Raw genomic sequence first — 15,382 nt, forward strand, 5'->3', positions numbered from 1 at the left:
CACCGGGTCTTGCACGATCGCTGCATTGTGAACCGCTGATACCCGGCCGCTTACGCGTCACGGCTCACGGGGTGTTGCATGCTTGTGAGCCGTGGGCCGTAAGGCACCGGGTCTTCGCACGAACGCTGCATCGTGAACCGCTGGTACCCGGCCGCTCACGCGTCACGGCTCACGGGGCGCTGCATGGGTTGTGAGCCGTGGGCCGTAAGGCACCGGATCTTGCACGAACGCTGCATTGTTGACCGCAGATACCCGGTCGCTTACGCGTCACGGCTCACGGGGCGTTGCATGCTTGTGAGCCGTGGGCCGTAAGGCACCGGGTCCTACGCGAACGCTGCATCCGTGGACCGCTGATACCCGGCCGCTTACGCGTCACGGCTCACGGGGTTTTGCGTTGTTTGTGAGCCGTGGGCCGTAAGGCACCGGATCTTGCACGAACGCTGCATTGTGAACCGCAGGCACCCGGCCGCTTACGCGTCACGGCTCACGGGGCGCTGCATGGGTTGTGAGCCGTGGGCCGTAAGGCACCGGGTCTTCGCACGAACGCTGCATTGTGAACCGCTGGTACCCGGCCGCTTACGCGTCACGGCTCACGGGGTGTTGCATGCTTGTGAGCCGTGGGCCGTAAGGCACCGGATCTTGCACGAACGCCGCATTGTTGACCGCAGATACCCGGTCGCTTACGCGTCACGGCTCACATCATATTGATATCGCGATCCTTGCGATCTTGGGCTTCAGTAACATAAAGCACGCATTGCTCAATTTCAAACTCACTATCGAGGAACTCAATATCTCCTTTTTCTGTCCAAACAGGACGGCCCTTCCAAATTGCGAATGCTCGACGAAGCTCCAGCGTGGCCTTTGCCTTTAGTTGATCTCGCACCAGTTTAGGATCATATTCCGGCGAGGTGACGACGACGTGCACATGATTGGTTCTCACCGACGTTGCCCAGAGTAACCAAGATCGTATGCTGCAAATCTCTTGGATCGCAGTTCCAACAATACCTTGCATCGTCTTGTCGAGCAGAATCACATCGTGGCATAAACGCTCTCGATGCCAAGTTTCCAAGCGTGGTTGGGCGAGTTCAAGGCCAGCGTTGCGGCGTTTCCAACCGCGTGCATCCCCAGGCAGAAAAGTCCCGTAGGCTGTCCACGTAATGAACAACCCGAGTGGCATCGCATTCATCAGAAGTACCTCCAGCAACATAAGTATATCATTGCAGGTTGTGAACCGCTGGTACCCGGCCGCTCACGCGTCACGGCTCACGGGGCGTTGCCTGGGTTGTGAGCCGTGGGCCGTAAGGCACCGGGTCTTGCACGAACACTGCATTGTGGACCGCAGATACCCGGCCGCTCACGCGTCACGGCTCACGGGGCGTTGCATGGATTGTGAGCCGTGGGCCGTAAGGCACCGGGGCCTGCACGAACGCTGCATCGTGGACCGCTGGTACCCGGCCGCTTACGCGTCACGGCTCACGGGGCGTTGCATGGGTTGTGAGCCGTGGGCCGTAAGGCACCGGGTCCTGCACGAACGCTGCATCGTTGACCGCTGGTACCCGGCCGCTTACGCGTCACGGCTCACAAAATCCAATACGGGGAAGCGGATTCCCTACGACTTTGTTGCCACGACAATCGCTCTCACCGGGGACGGGTAGCCTTCGACGGTTCGTGACGGGGTCGCAGGATCCAGGAAATCGACAAGCGAGTGAAAGGTCATCCACGGCGTCGAGCGTTGTTCGTGCGACGTCGTAGCGGTCACATCAATAACCTCGATATTTTTAAACCCGGTCCGGTCCAACCATCGATTTAACATCGGTACCGAAGGAATAAACCAAACGTTGCGCATCTTGGCATAGCGATCCTCGGGAACGAGCACCTCCGCAGCATCCGACTCGACCACAAGCGTTTCGATCACCACCTGACCGCCCGGCTTGAGTGTTTCGGCGAGCGTTTGCAGGTGATCAATCGGGCTGGTTCGGTGATACAACACTCCCATCGACAATGTCATATCAAACGCTTGCAGATCCTGAGGAAGATCGGTGTCCGCCAACGGTACAATGAAATGTTTCTCTGGGCCGCGGACATATCGCCGCAACACTTCAAACTGCATCACATACAAAAGGTACGGATCACATCCGAGCACGAAATCTGCACCCGCATCAAGCATCCGCCATCCGTAGTAACCGTTACCACAGCCCACATCGAGCACCGACTTGCCACGAAAATCGAGCGCTGCGGCTAAACGATCCCACTTCAGATTGGATCGCCATTCGGTATCAATCGGAATTCCGAATAACTCGAACGGCCCTTTCCGCCACGGATGAAATTGCATCAGCGTTTGCGTCAGCGATTCAACATTCTCGGGACTCGCTGCACAGCTGCCTCGAACCGTCACCGCATTGCCGCTGGCGTCAACACTCGCATCCTCGCAATCCGGCAGCGACTGCCAAGCTCGTGTCCATTTGTCGAGATTGCCGTGTTTGGATGGATGAAATCGCTCGCCGCAGATGCGTCGCAACTCACTTGCCCAATCCGCAAGCTCGCGGCGGCGTAGCTGTTCAAAAAGTGCCTCTCGATCAAATAACGTCACGCTGCCGACTCCGCTTTGACCGCCAAGATCGAGGCAAAATTAAAGCACTGGAACCAGGGTGCGACGCAATCAAATCCTGCGGCATAAAGCCGATCGATGTGAGTTTGCATCGATTCGGGAAGCAAGCGATTCTCTAGCGACGTTCGTTTTTGCGCGATCTCGAGATCGCTGTAGCCATTGGCGCGTTTGAAGTCATGGTGCAGATCATTCAGCAGCGATTGTTGACCCGCATCATCGAAACAAATTTTCTCCGATACCAGCAACGCACCCCCAGGCACAATGGCGTCGGCAACTGCGGTTAACAGTGCGGCACGTTGGTCTTTGGCGATGAACTGAAGCGTCAGATTGAGTACGACAAAGGACGCGTTGGTCATTGGGAATCCACACACGTCGGCCTGGTGAATCTCGACCGCACAGAGACTTAAATCGGAGCCAGGCTCAGGCAGTTTTGTTCGTAACTTATCGATCATTGCCGGTGCATTGTCGACCGCGTGAATGACGCAGTCCTGGGGCACCTGACGCTGCATCAGCAGGGTCGCCGCGCCAAGCGAACATCCTAAATCGTAGACATTTGTTTTCGGCTGCACGAATCGAGCGGCCAACTGCTCGATCATCGACAAAATCGAAGCGTACCCGGGAACCGACCGAGCGATCATATCGGGAAACACATCGACGACGCGGTCGTCGAACGTAAAGTCGCCAACACGTTCGTGAGGCAACGAATAAATACGGTCTCGTTTCATCGGAGCTCGAAAGTTGTCAATTTGCTACTGTGTTCAAAAAAATCGAATCCGAAACTCATCGACACGCTCTTCCGCAGGCAACGACTCGACTTGCGTGTCATCAATGTTGCCTTTCATCGACGATTCGATTCTCTTCACCAACTCACGCAGATCGCATTCTGGCCCGACCACATCCAATTCAACTGACCCGTCGCCTTTGTTTCGAACAAACCCGCGTACTCGGAGCCCCGTACTGTGCGACAATGCGGTGGCACGGAAACCAACGCCTTGGACTTGACCGTAAAACCGTACCACATAACGAACTTGCGAATCGCTCATGGGTTTAGATTCCTGTATCCTCATTGGTCATTTGGCCAAGCATATCTTGGTCCGCAGTGTCGGTGATGTCAGCGACCGATTGGCCTGCCGCCGCGAGTCGCTCGATGACCACCAAGCACATGTCGTCAAAAGGAGGAGCGTCGCCGACATGCTCGAGTACTGCTTCGACCAAACGATCTTTGACTTCGTCGGCGGTTCCTCCGATCGCGGTTAGCTCACGGACCTTATCAATACCAAATTCTTCGTCATCATTGTCCATCGCTTCGTTGATGCCGTCGGTATACAACACCGCAACGTCACCCACTGACATCGGAAACTCGACCGCTTCGTACGACATGCCATCATCAATGGCAATCGGCAATCCCGATTCTTCTTGACCGGGTTCCACGATCTCACCCGTGGTGCCGAGTCGAACGACCGGTGCCATGTGTCCCGCGTTAACGATCGTGACCGAATCGCTGGTCGGATCAATCACAACCAATAGGAATGTGACAAATCGCTCGACATGCAGACGACTCATTCGGTCGTTCAGTCGCTCGACCGCTTGTGCAACATCGGGATCACTCGCCAGGCAGAACCGCGTTTCTGCGGACAACTTTGCCATAAACATTGCCGCCGCCACACCATGGCCGACGACGTCGGCGACCACGACGGCAATACGTCCATCCGCGAGATGAATGTAATCGAAGTAATCACCTCCGATATGGTTGGCCGCCTGATAAAAACTGCAAACGCGATAACCAGGGGCGTCCGGCGGGGACTGGGGCAAGAAGGCCTGTTGGACTTCGGTTGCCAATTTCAAATCTTGTTCGACCTCACGCTGATGCAACGCTTGTTCATGCAGCCTCGCGTTGTTGATCACGACCCCGGCTTGAGCCGCCACACCGCTGAGCAAGTCCGTGTCTTCCTCGCGAAATTGCCCACGTCCTTTTAATGAATCGATTTGCAACGCGCCGAAGGCTTGGCCACTACCGTCGATTAGCGGGGCACAGATCATCGACCGAATCGAAAAATCGGCGATCGATTGGCTACTGTCGAATCGCGTGTCTTCAGACGCGTCCAGCGACAGAATTGCCTCGCCCGTTTTCATCACTTCACGAATAATCGTACGACTAATCCGAACCGTTTCGCTCTCATCGCGTGCTTGGCGAGTTTTGACCCAACGGGGAATTAGCGCGCCACTGGCATTCTCCATCACGACGAAGCCGCGGTCGGCAGCCGGAAAAATGTCAAACAAACTGTTCAGGACGTTGGGAAGGACTTCGTCGAGCCCCAAAGCGTTGCTGAGGTTGCTGTTGATTCGCATCAACGCCTCGAGTTTCGCCTCCGGCGTTGCCGACAGTTTTAGTCCCTCACTACTGCTGCGGAACTCGACTTTAGACGAACTGATTTTCTCGGCATCCGCGTCCTCGACCATCATGATGCCGAAGTTCGAACCATCGAACGTCATTTGATTATGGTCTTGGGCAAATTCTGGAACGGCGTCTTGATGATAGACGAGTTCCACATCACTGATACGAACCCGGTCTCCTTCCCGCAGCACCTCGGGTTCCGTCAGCAGTTGTCCATTCAAGAAAGTGCCATTACGACTGCCGGAGTCTTCGACCAGGAAATCGCCTTCACGATGGACGACTTTGGCGTGGTAGCGACTCACCGCTCCTGCATCGACAACGATATGGCAATCGGGGTGCCGACCGATCACGGTCTCGCCATCTTGCAGACGAAAACGTTCTGCGCTGCCGTCATCTCCGATCGAACTTGTCGACAAGAAAGCCATAGGGAATGCCTCGGATCTAGTGAATCAAAAGGAGGGGCGGCGACAGGCAATGGGCCCATCGATCAAGATCGCTGGCGTTTCATCACGGTTTTCCCACACCGGGGGTCGCGGAATTCTCGCTGCGCGTCGCGCCGGAAGCACATTCTATGCCAATTGTGCTCTCACAACAACGAAGGAGCTGGAACACCATCTTGACTGCAAGCCGAAAAATGATCCAAATAGGCAAAACGAGCCAGAGTAGCGAAGAACACAAATTTGCTTATGATACTCGTGACTTCCACATCGCCTGCGACGTGAAAGCACAAAAAGCAAGCCAAGCTGCTTGAACACTGCCCCATAGTGTAATTGGCAACACGACAGATTCTGACTCTGTTATTCTAGGTTCAAGTCCTAGTGGGGCAGCTTAATGGCAAGACACTCAGGGCCGATGCAAGACAACTCCTGTTTTTTACGGGGTTTCCTGCATCGGCCTTTTTTCGTGGTTCGGAACTTCCGCCGTTGGTCGGCAGCGTCGGTGGTGCATTTTGTGGTGTTTTTTAATTCCACCACCTCCGTCCTTTTCTGACTTAATCTTTTTTCCAGCAGGCCGTGTCGTCGTGACACCCGCGTTTCAGCCTAGCGGCGGCGGCAAGCGGCGGCGATTTTGCTGGAAGACAAGAATTGGCTAAGTCCGACTCAGGTCCCTGTCCAACAACCAGGGGCGAGAAAAGATTGGGTAGGAACATCGAGGTAGGAAGATAGGACACTCGACAATCCGTCCTTCAAATTTTTCTGTCGCATCAATTTTCTGTCTGCCATTCGCTATTGCTTTACAATCGCGAGCAGGACGTACCAGCCTGAACCGTGCTCCCCTGCAAGCACCTCCTGACTCCCTTCTACCGCAGCCAGCAGTTGCCCAGGGATCCTTCGCACCCGCTCGTCAATCAGATCTTGCCAGGCCGCACGTGCAAGTCATTGTTCGTTGTTCTTTGTGATTCGGTTCGCTGTGTGTTGGATCAGTTGAATGACAGTCTGATCATCGTGCTTTCCGCGTGTGACTGAGACCGAAAGGAAACCAAGCTCCGGATGATCCGTCACCAACAATTGCACTGTGGCGACATTCTCGCGAATGTAATGCAGCACAGTCACACTGGGCTCCTCGCGATAGAAATTGATGCTCGAAGTATGAGCGGGAATGTAGACGTCCGTGCCAGGATACTCGCGTGCCAGAATGCTCTTGTTCGTTGGGTTCAGTCCGCTTTGCCGGGCGTAGAACAACACCACCTCATGGAACGGCTTGTCCGTGATGTATTGGCCTGATCGACTGGTCACCGACTGAACGTTCTTCTTGTGAGCCGATGTAACAGTAACGGGCAGCGACGACTGTTCCTTCAGGTCCGCGTCTGGAAACACCCATGAATCAAACGACCTCGATTCGTCGGCCCGCAGTAAGCCCGAACTTGAAAGCACGGCAATCAAGATAAATAGTATGCGCATCAGTGTCTCCTCACCAGAAATCACGGCGAACAAGTGCAGTAGGGTGCGTTGTCGTACCTCAGCCATGGAATTTCCTCAGGGACGTGAATATGTCAGATAACGGCAGCGGGGCCTGGATAGGCGACTTACCACGTCTGATTGCTCGCAGGTTCGATGCCGGTGCGATCGATGGTGCTGTCCTCCACGCTATTCGCCAACAATCACAGCGAGGGCAGATCGATTCCCAAAGCGGACAAGATGATTCCGACCAACAAGAAAAGTAGTATCGCGGCAGCGAGCATGAGGAAGTATTGAAAAACGATGGCCGCCAAACCAACCGCTACGGAAGAGCCGGAAATACGTACGTCTTCGTGTTTACAGAAACCTCCGACGCCAAGACAGATTCCGCACAATCCGAGTGTAATCGTGCCCGCGGGGTACCATTTCGCGATATCGAAACCTTTGTCCGTTTGTACAGGCGGCACATACTCTTGCTTCTTGGCCTTCGCGATGAGTCGATCCTTGACTTTTGTTGCGAATTCGACAGCCACCTCATCGATCGGTTTTCGTTCCGGCTCGATCGCGTCAAGGATCCACGGCGACAGAACAGCCGCGATCAGACCGAGTAACGCAATGACAAGCCCCACGCCTGCAACGACCGAGCGTCGCGGCGAATCGATTGAAGTCGAGAGTGCCGTTTGTTCTTTGGTTTCAGTCATTGTTTAGTGGAGGAACGTCGAGCATCAGCGGGTACGGCAAGTTGATGCTGCGAGTGCAAAAAGTCCAATGCCGTACTTCGGGCGATGAGTAGGGGTGTCTCGCGGATGCTAGGATACGCTTTGTGTTCACAGTTTGCCACAGATTACTCCATGGGGTGTCACAATATTTGATCCTTGTTCAATAGAACACCGTCCCATCGATCACCGAATGGTCTCAGAACCGCCGACTGCATTCTGATGAGACAGCGTGAACATATACTGAGATCCGAGGGGATTCCGATGATTCGTGGCGCAATGCCACACCTGAGCATTTGCCCGCGAATCAAGCGAATCATCGCGAATTTGTGACGCATGATGAATCGCCAAGTGCAGAACACAAGGCGATCAACGACACAAAACTAGCCGCGAGAGCGGCGGCAGCGATCGATGCTATTGTTGAGAGAGAGACGAGATTTGGCGTAGTCCGACGCATTGCAAGCCGCACGTTCCAGGCCCGCTCACTGCCCGACTCACTGGCCACACCTAAAAGAACATTTGACAGAAACATGGAGACAAAAAAATGACGACATTCAACACTCCGTCTCTATGAATTTTTCTGTCTTGTTTGCCGAACCAGTCACGCTGTGAAAAGGAAGGGAGAAGGACAGACGAATGAGGGACAGCCGAATTCAGATGGGCCGGGATCACGCGTACAATTTAGCGAGCGGCGACGAACAGCGACGCCAGCGAGTCGAGGCAGCGGCGAAAGTGATCGTTGCTAATATTCGGACGCACCAGGCATCGTCTTTCTGATTTTTCTGTCGCAGCAATCTTTCTGTCTGCCATTCTCTATTGCCTTGCAAACGCGAGCAGGACGTACCAGCCTGAATCGGGCTCCCCGGCAAGCACCTCCTCACACCTCAACTCTCACTGTCAGCAGTTACCCAGGCAATCCTTCGCACCCGCTCGTCAGACAGGCCTTACCAGTCCAAGGTTTCATCGATTTGTTGCCCGCCGTTTTGGGTGATCGGGGGAAAACTTCGCCGATAACATTGATGCGGGTATACGCAAGCCGCGGAGACAGAACAACGACAGCGTGGAGCATCAGCGTCCGAGTAGATGATCCACGTAGACGTTGGCAAAGCCAAGCAACACAATGACGACCAGAGTCTGGATTGGGTGTGTCGCACCAAACGGTCCGGAGCATATCGTTGCCACGAAGACAGCAACCACGAACGATCGGACAGGTTTAGCGGTCCTCTGATTGAGTTGCGGTGTGACGGCCGGTGATAAATTATCGGCTTCGTCAGGAGGTTCATAGGGATTCAAGTGGCGGCTTTGCAGTGCTTGTTTTCAGTCGGACAGTTACCATCATCCGGCGGCGACGGTTGATCATCCATGTGATTGCCCACCGGCCGCAACTCGGATGCTTGGTTTCGTTCGTTGATTTAACGGTGGGAGCCGTATGGATCAGGAAGCCACTTGGAACCAGACAGGAGTGATGCGAAATACGAGTCAATAATTTTGGTCAGGTTCCCTGCTTCGACGAGACTGCAGGTTTCGTGAAGAAACCAAAACGCCTTTTCGCCATCGGCAATCAACTGGTCACCGGCGCTTGACCTGTAAAACCACAAAGCACGGTCGAGGTCGGAAACAGCGTGGGGATCGTTGATCGGTAGTGATGAAGCGTCGAACCGAAGGCTGGATAGGTTGTCAAACCCACCAGCTTCAAATGCATTTCCCTCAATTGTGCCGTCAATGAGTTCGTAGACGTCCTGCAACGCGGTTGGCAAATGGAAGAGTGGTTCGTTGGAGCTAAGGCGAAAGTCACTGAAACCGCTCGGGCCACGGAAAAAGCCTCGGACGATTACATCCGTCTGCAGAGACGGCCCTATTTCCGCACGATGGAGGTACAGGCCACATTGATTTGCGGCAGCCATCCTCGTAAACCATTCCTTCATGCCGGGAAGCCGTGCCCGTCGAGTGAGCCAAGTGAAGTACTCGCGCGGGGATCTGTAAACCGCTGCATGGTGATCAGTTAGATGGTCGGCGAACAGCTCAAGAAAAGAAGACGGAACCGTCTTTAGATTCACGCCCGGTGGAAGGTAGAGCGACTCGCCACCGAACACATTGGTCCGCATTTCGTAATGTTGATTTTCCACAGTCTTACTCATTCGCCGAACGCTGGAATTCATGGAGTGGCGGAAGTTCGTCATCCACTTGGAATCGCGCGGCCACCGCCACTTTCGTGCAATTATCTGGCTATTTGCAATCCGGCGTTCTGAAACGGCAATAAACATGAAGTCACGACGAGGCCGGTAGTTCTCTCGTGCATTTTGCGCAAACAATAGCCTCCCGATCAATACTTGATTGACAGAATGGGCAGAGCTTTTGCGATCGTCCGGCCAAATTCATAAGTAAGAAGAGGGGGCCAAATATTACTGCATGCGGTAGCGAAAACAGGACGATGAACAGCGCACGTTCCGGGCGTGCAGATTTTGTTAGAAGCAAGAGTGACCCGATCAAACCAAGTCCACTCCAAACGAAAATGTAGGGCAAGAATGTCATCGCTGGCTTTTGGCTGAATCTTGTTGGTATCGTGAATAGTGATCCGATCGATGAACCCGATCGTGTGCAGTCAAATGCACTGTCGCGGGAACGCCGATCCCCGCGGTCGCTTTTTCAACCTGTGCAGCAATGTCGAGTTCCCGTAAGGGAGAGAGCGAGTTGATCTCATTCTCCAGGCTGGAAACATGCATCCGCGATTGCACCAAGGCAACGCTTAATGCTGCAACAGCGACGAGCTGCAGCATGGTTGAGATCGTGAAGCGAAAAGACTTCATATATATGAGCCTAAGTGTGTGTAGGCGAACGGTAGCGATGTGAGGGCGGCGAACGGTGACTTACCACTTTGAAAAACGATGCCGCCGCTCCGTCACCATCGCATGGTTATCGGTCGTCTTGGGTCGGGCCATCGGCGTCAGGTTTTAGCAATCGAGCACCGCATCCATCGCAGCAAACATCCGAATATAGCATTGCACCACAGTTCCCGCACGTCGAAACCGTATCGTAGTACGGACCAGAGATTCGGCCAGCGTAGTCCATCCCGGCGATTCGTTTTTGCAGGCGGATCAGTTCGGCGAGCGTACGAAGCAGTAGCCAGGTCAGAAACGAACCAATCACGACGGAGCAAAAATACAGGAAGCCAGCAACACCGTGGAACATAGGGATTCCAAGCAATGCCAGCCCGCCAAGCACCAATGCAAGTACGGCGATGAAGTCAAGGTCGGATTCAAGTGCAGCGCCATTGATCCGTCGGCGTTTCGGAATTGGTTTGGCAGTAAGTTCCATGAAGAATCTGATCGAGCAAGCGGAGCAATGGGCAGCGGCGGGGGTGGCGGGATTTTAATCTTATAACGGTTGGCGTCACCGCGATTGGGCGATTGGCGTTGTGATGGCCAAGTTTAGGTAGACCCGATCTGCGGTGGACGTCTTCGTTATCGGGCTGTGTTTGCAGCGGAGACCACCTAGGTATCGGATCACGCGACCCGCCCCAACTAGCGTACTGCGGGACAGTCCGCGCATCAATCACGAACACAATGCGATCAGCTCATTGTTTCGAATCATCGTTGCGTCCTGTAAACAGCCAGCGAATGACGCGTGGGTATCGAGAGATCGGTACACGATCAGGCCATGTAAAGAATCGAACGAACCGTGACGATCGGCTCCAACGAGCATATCGCGCGGCAGGTGTTTCACGCAACGAGTTCAGTTTGCGGCGGAGTTCACGCAGGGTCACAAAGCACTCTTGTTTGTCCGATAACGGTCGAGATATGGGGGGAGCGGGAGCTGACTCAGCGGGGCCGCGCGAGCGACTCACCACTCCAAAAAAGCTAGCTCGCGGAAGCCGGTGCAAGCCATGGTTTGACGCTCATTGAATCTCAAGCCGGTTGGCATGGAATCGTCCATCAATCCTACCCATTTTGACTGCTCATGTCGCAGCAAGCAACTCGCTGGATGTCTTTAGGCAGTCCAAACACGCAAAGTGTCGATCATCGAGGGTACGAAGGAGTCGGTTTGAATGCCATTCGCCGCAAAGAGCACAGGTGTGCGAATCTGGGACTGTCGTAGGTGGGCCGTATGGATTTGCGGTATCGTGAGTCCGTGGAGACACTGGTTCGTCACGAACAGGATCGGATTTCGATAGTTGGGTCAAGCAGGATGAGCACACAAGAAAATGATCTGGCCCTTCAACGAATGGCCCCGCATCGAGATGTGACGCAGCGCAGATAGTGCATCGTTGTACTGGTCCGTTGCCGAACGCTCGTCGAAAAATGTTACGAACGCGATTCAACATGATTCTGTCGGTAGAACGTTGTCCGCAACCGGGCGGCGACAGAGGATTGTCCATTTCGAATTTGCCTGACTTCGCCGCTCCGTTTTACGGCATTGTTGCGTCTTCCTTGGGCCGCCGATTGATCTTGGCCAAACGTAAGCGAATCACGGCCTCCAGACGCTCGGATTGCCCTGCCTCAAGCGGGACATCCCAGGCCGTTGCCATTTGAACAGTCGTAAGTGCACTCGCCAATTGTCGATCGCCAAGCTCAATGTCCGTGTACTTCTCAAGTCGTTGGCCAACAACGCCTGTGGGCCGCTTTCCCTCGCCGCTGTAAAACGCACGAGCGGTCTGCAGGTAGTCGTCCATTCGCTGACGAATTGTCAGTTCGGCGTTCCGTTTCGTCCATACACCGGTCTTCCAGTCTGTCAGTCGAATACGATTGATCGCCTGCATGAGGGTATCAACCTGCAGCAGTTGCTCCGTCGCTTTCGCATCTAGCACGTAGGTTCCCATAACGAGTGCCGACTCTGAGTCTTCGGCTGCAGCTTCTTCGACGCTGACCTGTCGGAGCAGTCGGTCAGGCAGGGACTGCGATTCCGGCGAATCTTGAGCTTCGGCGTGGGCATGTGCCGAGAGTGCGATGACAAGAATTACCAGCATCGGGAATCGAATTGTCACTGCCGTCTCCGAAAGCAATAAGATTTGTAGACGTACCGTTTGAGTTAACCAAGTTGCCGCCCAAGATGGAACACTTCTGCGACGTCAGAGCGGCAACTTTGGTTCAACCCTTGGTTCTTAGATCGGGCTTGTTCGGCGCACGATTCGCCATTCGAACCGATTCCGCGTCCCTAGAATACAGCCCGAAGCCGGACCGAGCAACAAATGATTGAGCAGATTCACGAGTCGGCGATCTTCGACTGGCCCATCGACTGCGTTACGTGTCGGCGTCAGCACTTTCGTCGAAGTATGGTTCACCTTGAGACACGCCAAATTCAATCCAAAACCCGGCCCCTGAGTGAAAAAGACGGTTGTCATAGTCTATTAATGAATCCGGTTCGTCGAGCATTAGACCAAAAAAGGCATTCGCAATTTCAGAACGCAGTTCCAGTGGTGGCTCGTCATCGCTGCTGAACATCAATGAAGTACGTCCGTAGTGATCGGAACAGTCAAAGGGGACCGCGATATTTGAAGCGTTGTGCAATACGGCGACGAACGAAACGTCGAAGCATGTTTTCTCCATTCGTTCGTCTTCAGCGACGTTCGCGGTGTTGAACAGATGCATTAGTCGTCCGAGGAACCACGCAGCGTTTTCATCGCCATGGACAATCGCGGGGAGTCTTTGGTTTTGGTCGCGCGCCCAATCAAGCAAGTTGAATTGAACCGAAAAGCTGGTGCCAGCAAGTTTTGTAGACGCGGGCACGAATGTCACATCCTGGAATCGCACAGGCGATCCTATCACGTCAATCAGCTCGCCGTATCGAATATCAAATGGATATGCTGGCATGAACTTTCAGTCGGTGAGCGTTACGGCTGAGCGGGCGGCGGCGAAAGACTCAACCAATGCCAAAACGGCGACCACCGCCGCGACGGTGCAATCGAAAGTGCGCCGCTTTATATTAAAGTCCAAATCCGTGAGTACGTCCAAACGAGAATTGATGCGACCGACAATTGCGGCACGGGAATACACTGATGAGTATCCACTCGATCGTGATGGCAATCAAGTGTATGGCGATGGCACCCGGTATCATTGAAACCGCGAAGATGACGGGCCCAGCAAGCAACCACCACCAACCCAACCCGTCCGGAAATACGAATCGCACAACAGTTCCTAAGATGCTGGCGCAGATACCGCCCCAAATCGCGAGCAAAATACCGCAAGTGGTACCGGGCAGTACGCCACGAAACTCCTCGATTTTGCATTTGCGGCACTCGTAGTACATTGCGGCTCAGGGTATTTATTGGGGCAACTAACAACTTGATCCCGAAGATTGATTGACACCGCGCGAGGTTTCTTGCATTCAGGTCGATGACGTCCGACGAACGGTGGTGGTCACTCGGTCCGAGCGAACGAGCCACCATCAGGCAAAGTATTTTCGAGGACTCGGGTGCACTACTTGGTTCTGGCTGTTTTGGTGCGGGTGTTGACCCGACCCTCAGAGCAAGTGCTCACCAAAAGGATACCAAAGTTCGATCGGCAGCGCAATATTTGTCCCCAAACGCTGGAGCATGGGCTATTCGCCGCAAGAAAAAAATCAACGAACAGGAGGAAACGGAGAGAGCAGAGGAGGATAGACCATCGACTCCGTTTGCTCTGCGACGTCCTGTTCAATCCGACCGCGCTGCCCAGTCCATCTTCGCAGCACAAATGCCGTTAAAGCGATGCCTGGAAGGTAGGTCAGTAGCAGTGTTCAGAAGACATTTTGGCGATGACGGTAGTCGCACCACGTGCTCATGTTACTTCCGATAACGGTCGCTTAGGCAACCACAGATGAACGCGGATGGACACAGATTACCGTACGAAGCATCCGTGTTCATCTGCGTGAATCTGCGGTTCCATTTGACTTGCCGACCGCTTGACGTCGCAATGTTTGATCCTCTGATTCGAAACTCAAGCAGTTCGTTCGAGTAACGTTGAGGATCACATCGTTCCGGCGACGTATTAGCAAAATAGACTAGCCACCGGAACTGGCGTGCATCCGCGTTGGTATTTCCCGATTGGCCTAAAAGAATCGTGTCGTTAAAGAAAACGCACATTCAATACCGTCAATTGTTTTGTTGGGCAAATGATTCGGCCAGTCCAACCGCAGGTTTGAATCGTACACGTCACTCGTTACGCGAGCAAGTTCAGACATATGCACAGGTTGATCGAATACATATTTACCTTCTCATGCAAGTTCGATTCCGTCTGGATGTTGATTCCAGTCACCGACCTCAATTTTCACCGTTCGTCGTTTCGTTCAGTTGCACCACAGTGAAATCGAGAAGTTTTAAACCGGCCATCGGCATTCTAGACATCGATAGTCATCATCAATTGATACGTCTCTCCCGCAAGACGAACAATACGCAGTTGGATGGTCAGAGTCATTTTCACTTTGCAAGCTTGGCTTTGCACTTTCGAGGGTGCGTTTTTGATTGCCGGGATCGTTTTTAGTCAGCCCAGTAATCCGCCACATTGTGATTCGAATGATCATAAGCACACAACAGAGAATTAAGAAAAGCGATACGGTTGATGCGCCTAGATGCCGAACGAAGTAGTCAATAATATTTGCGACCGGTGCGGTCAGCACTAGCCCAAGAAAGCTCGCAACTGACCAGTACGTGGCCTGTTTGGGTTGCAAATTCATCCATCTCTTCGTGGCAATTGCGAATCCGATAGAGATACACGCATACAAAATGGTTGCTATACCTGTCGGAAAAATGACTGAAAGCGTAAGGGCGTAAGCACGTCGATATACAACGTAC

The 15,382-nt window shown here is 53.7% G+C and carries 14 protein-coding genes and 1 tRNA gene; 2 read left to right on the forward strand and 13 right to left on the reverse strand.

Annotation, left to right across the window (positions count from 1 at the left end):
• Positions 1–694: 694 nt before the first annotated feature.
• The 5 genes from SH528x_RS05340 to SH528x_RS05360 all read right to left on the reverse strand — a co-directional run bounded on the left by SH528x_RS05340 (position 695) and on the right by SH528x_RS05360 (position 5,428).
• The gene (locus SH528x_RS05340; protein WP_442509493.1) at positions 695–1,186 is read right to left on the reverse strand and encodes a transposase; all 492 of its coding nucleotides are present in this window, start codon (positions 1,184–1,186) and stop codon (positions 695–697) included.
• 423 nt (positions 1,187–1,609) lie between these two features.
• Positions 1,610–2,590, reverse strand: a complete 981-nt coding sequence (gene cmoB / locus SH528x_RS05345) for a tRNA 5-methoxyuridine(34)/uridine 5-oxyacetic acid(34) synthase CmoB (protein WP_442509494.1) — start codon at positions 2,588–2,590, stop codon at positions 1,610–1,612.
• Positions 2,587–3,333 (reverse strand): carboxy-S-adenosyl-L-methionine synthase CmoA, encoded by a 747-nt coding sequence (gene cmoA / locus SH528x_RS05350; RefSeq protein ID WP_442509495.1) that lies wholly within the window; start codon positions 3,331–3,333, stop codon positions 2,587–2,589. Before cmoA ends, cmoB begins: the two co-directional genes overlap by 4 nt.
• A 33-nt stretch (positions 3,334–3,366) precedes the next feature.
• The gene (locus SH528x_RS05355; RefSeq protein ID WP_442509496.1) at positions 3,367–3,651 is read right to left on the reverse strand and encodes an acylphosphatase; all 285 of its coding nucleotides are present in this window, start codon (positions 3,649–3,651) and stop codon (positions 3,367–3,369) included.
• A 4-nt stretch (positions 3,652–3,655) separates the two neighbouring features.
• Positions 3,656–5,428, reverse strand: a complete 1,773-nt coding sequence (locus tag SH528x_RS05360; RefSeq protein WP_442509497.1) for a SpoIIE family protein phosphatase — start codon at positions 5,426–5,428, stop codon at positions 3,656–3,658.
• Between the two features lie 330 nt (positions 5,429–5,758).
• Here SH528x_RS05360 and SH528x_RS05365 point away from each other — a divergent pair.
• Positions 5,759–5,830: transfer RNA gene (locus tag SH528x_RS05365), tRNA-Gln, on the forward strand.
• Between the two features lie 549 nt (positions 5,831–6,379).
• Here the strand turns inward: SH528x_RS05365 and SH528x_RS05370 are convergent.
• The 8 genes from SH528x_RS05370 to SH528x_RS05405 all read right to left on the reverse strand — a co-directional run bounded on the left by SH528x_RS05370 (position 6,380) and on the right by SH528x_RS05405 (position 13,424).
• The gene (locus SH528x_RS05370; RefSeq protein WP_442509498.1) at positions 6,380–6,970 is read right to left on the reverse strand and encodes a hypothetical protein; all 591 of its coding nucleotides are present in this window, start codon (positions 6,968–6,970) and stop codon (positions 6,380–6,382) included.
• A gap of 134 nt (positions 6,971–7,104) precedes the next feature.
• Positions 7,105–7,602, reverse strand: coding sequence for a hypothetical protein (locus SH528x_RS05375; RefSeq protein WP_442509499.1), 498 nt, complete (start codon positions 7,600–7,602; stop codon positions 7,105–7,107).
• Positions 7,603–8,298: 696 nt separating this feature from the next.
• Positions 8,299–8,427, reverse strand: a complete 129-nt coding sequence (locus SH528x_RS05380) for a hypothetical protein (protein ID WP_442509500.1) — start codon at positions 8,425–8,427, stop codon at positions 8,299–8,301.
• Between the two features lie 602 nt (positions 8,428–9,029).
• A complete protein-coding gene (locus SH528x_RS05385) occupies positions 9,030–9,881 on the reverse strand; it encodes a hypothetical protein (protein ID WP_442509501.1) in 852 nt (283 codons plus the stop codon).
• Between the two features lie 264 nt (positions 9,882–10,145).
• Positions 10,146–10,424: a hypothetical protein gene (locus SH528x_RS05390; protein WP_442509502.1), complete on the reverse strand. Its 279-nt coding sequence runs from the start codon at positions 10,422–10,424 to the stop codon at positions 10,146–10,148.
• Positions 10,425–10,530: 106 nt separating this feature from the next.
• On the reverse strand, positions 10,531–10,932 hold the full coding sequence (locus SH528x_RS05395; RefSeq protein ID WP_442509503.1) for a hypothetical protein: 402 nt from the start codon (positions 10,930–10,932) through the stop codon (positions 10,531–10,533).
• A 1,090-nt stretch (positions 10,933–12,022) separates the two neighbouring features.
• Entirely contained in the window at positions 12,023–12,598 is a 576-nt protein-coding gene (locus tag SH528x_RS05400; protein WP_442509504.1) for a hypothetical protein, read from the reverse strand.
• A 256-nt stretch (positions 12,599–12,854) separates the two neighbouring features.
• Complete coding sequence (locus tag SH528x_RS05405) at positions 12,855–13,424, reverse strand: hypothetical protein (RefSeq protein ID WP_442509505.1); 570 nt, start codon at positions 13,422–13,424, stop codon at positions 12,855–12,857.
• Between SH528x_RS05405 and SH528x_RS05410 the strand changes: the two genes are divergently transcribed.
• Positions 13,423–13,671: a hypothetical protein gene (locus tag SH528x_RS05410; RefSeq protein WP_442509506.1), complete on the forward strand. Its 249-nt coding sequence runs from the start codon at positions 13,423–13,425 to the stop codon at positions 13,669–13,671. The genes SH528x_RS05405 and SH528x_RS05410 overlap by 2 nt on opposite strands.
• Positions 13,672–15,382: the final 1,711 nt, after the last annotated feature.

The organism is Novipirellula methanifontis (genome assembly GCF_052161655.1).
Lineage (GTDB): Bacteria > Planctomycetota > Planctomycetia > Pirellulales > Pirellulaceae > Novipirellula.

Excerpts from the sequence above, each read along its gene's own strand:
- SH528x_RS05340 (WP_442509493.1), bottom strand. The coding sequence starts at position 1,186 with ATGAATGCGATGCCACTCGGGTTGTTCATTACGTGGACAGCCTACGGG.
- cmoA (WP_442509495.1), bottom strand. The coding sequence starts at position 3,333 with ATGAAACGAGACCGTATTTATTCGTTGCCTCACGAACGTGTTGGCGAC.
- SH528x_RS05355 (WP_442509496.1), bottom strand. The coding sequence starts at position 3,651 with ATGAGCGATTCGCAAGTTCGTTATGTGGTACGGTTTTACGGTCAAGTC.
- SH528x_RS05360 (WP_442509497.1), bottom strand. The coding sequence starts at position 5,428 with ATGGCTTTCTTGTCGACAAGTTCGATCGGAGATGACGGCAGCGCAGAA.
- SH528x_RS05370 (WP_442509498.1), bottom strand. The coding sequence starts at position 6,970 with ATGGCTGAGGTACGACAACGCACCCTACTGCACTTGTTCGCCGTGATT.
- SH528x_RS05375 (WP_442509499.1), bottom strand. The coding sequence starts at position 7,602 with ATGACTGAAACCAAAGAACAAACGGCACTCTCGACTTCAATCGATTCG.
- SH528x_RS05380 (WP_442509500.1), bottom strand. The coding sequence starts at position 8,427 with ATGGCAGACAGAAAGATTGCTGCGACAGAAAAATCAGAAAGACGATGC.
- SH528x_RS05385 (WP_442509501.1), bottom strand. The coding sequence starts at position 9,881 with ATGTTTATTGCCGTTTCAGAACGCCGGATTGCAAATAGCCAGATAATT.
- SH528x_RS05390 (WP_442509502.1), bottom strand. The coding sequence starts at position 10,424 with ATGAAGTCTTTTCGCTTCACGATCTCAACCATGCTGCAGCTCGTCGCT.
- SH528x_RS05395 (WP_442509503.1), bottom strand. The coding sequence starts at position 10,932 with ATGGAACTTACTGCCAAACCAATTCCGAAACGCCGACGGATCAATGGC.
- SH528x_RS05410 (WP_442509506.1), top strand. The coding sequence starts at position 13,423 with ATGAACTTTCAGTCGGTGAGCGTTACGGCTGAGCGGGCGGCGGCGAAA.
- SH528x_RS05405 (WP_442509505.1), bottom strand. The coding sequence starts at position 13,424 with ATGCCAGCATATCCATTTGATATTCGATACGGCGAGCTGATTGACGTG.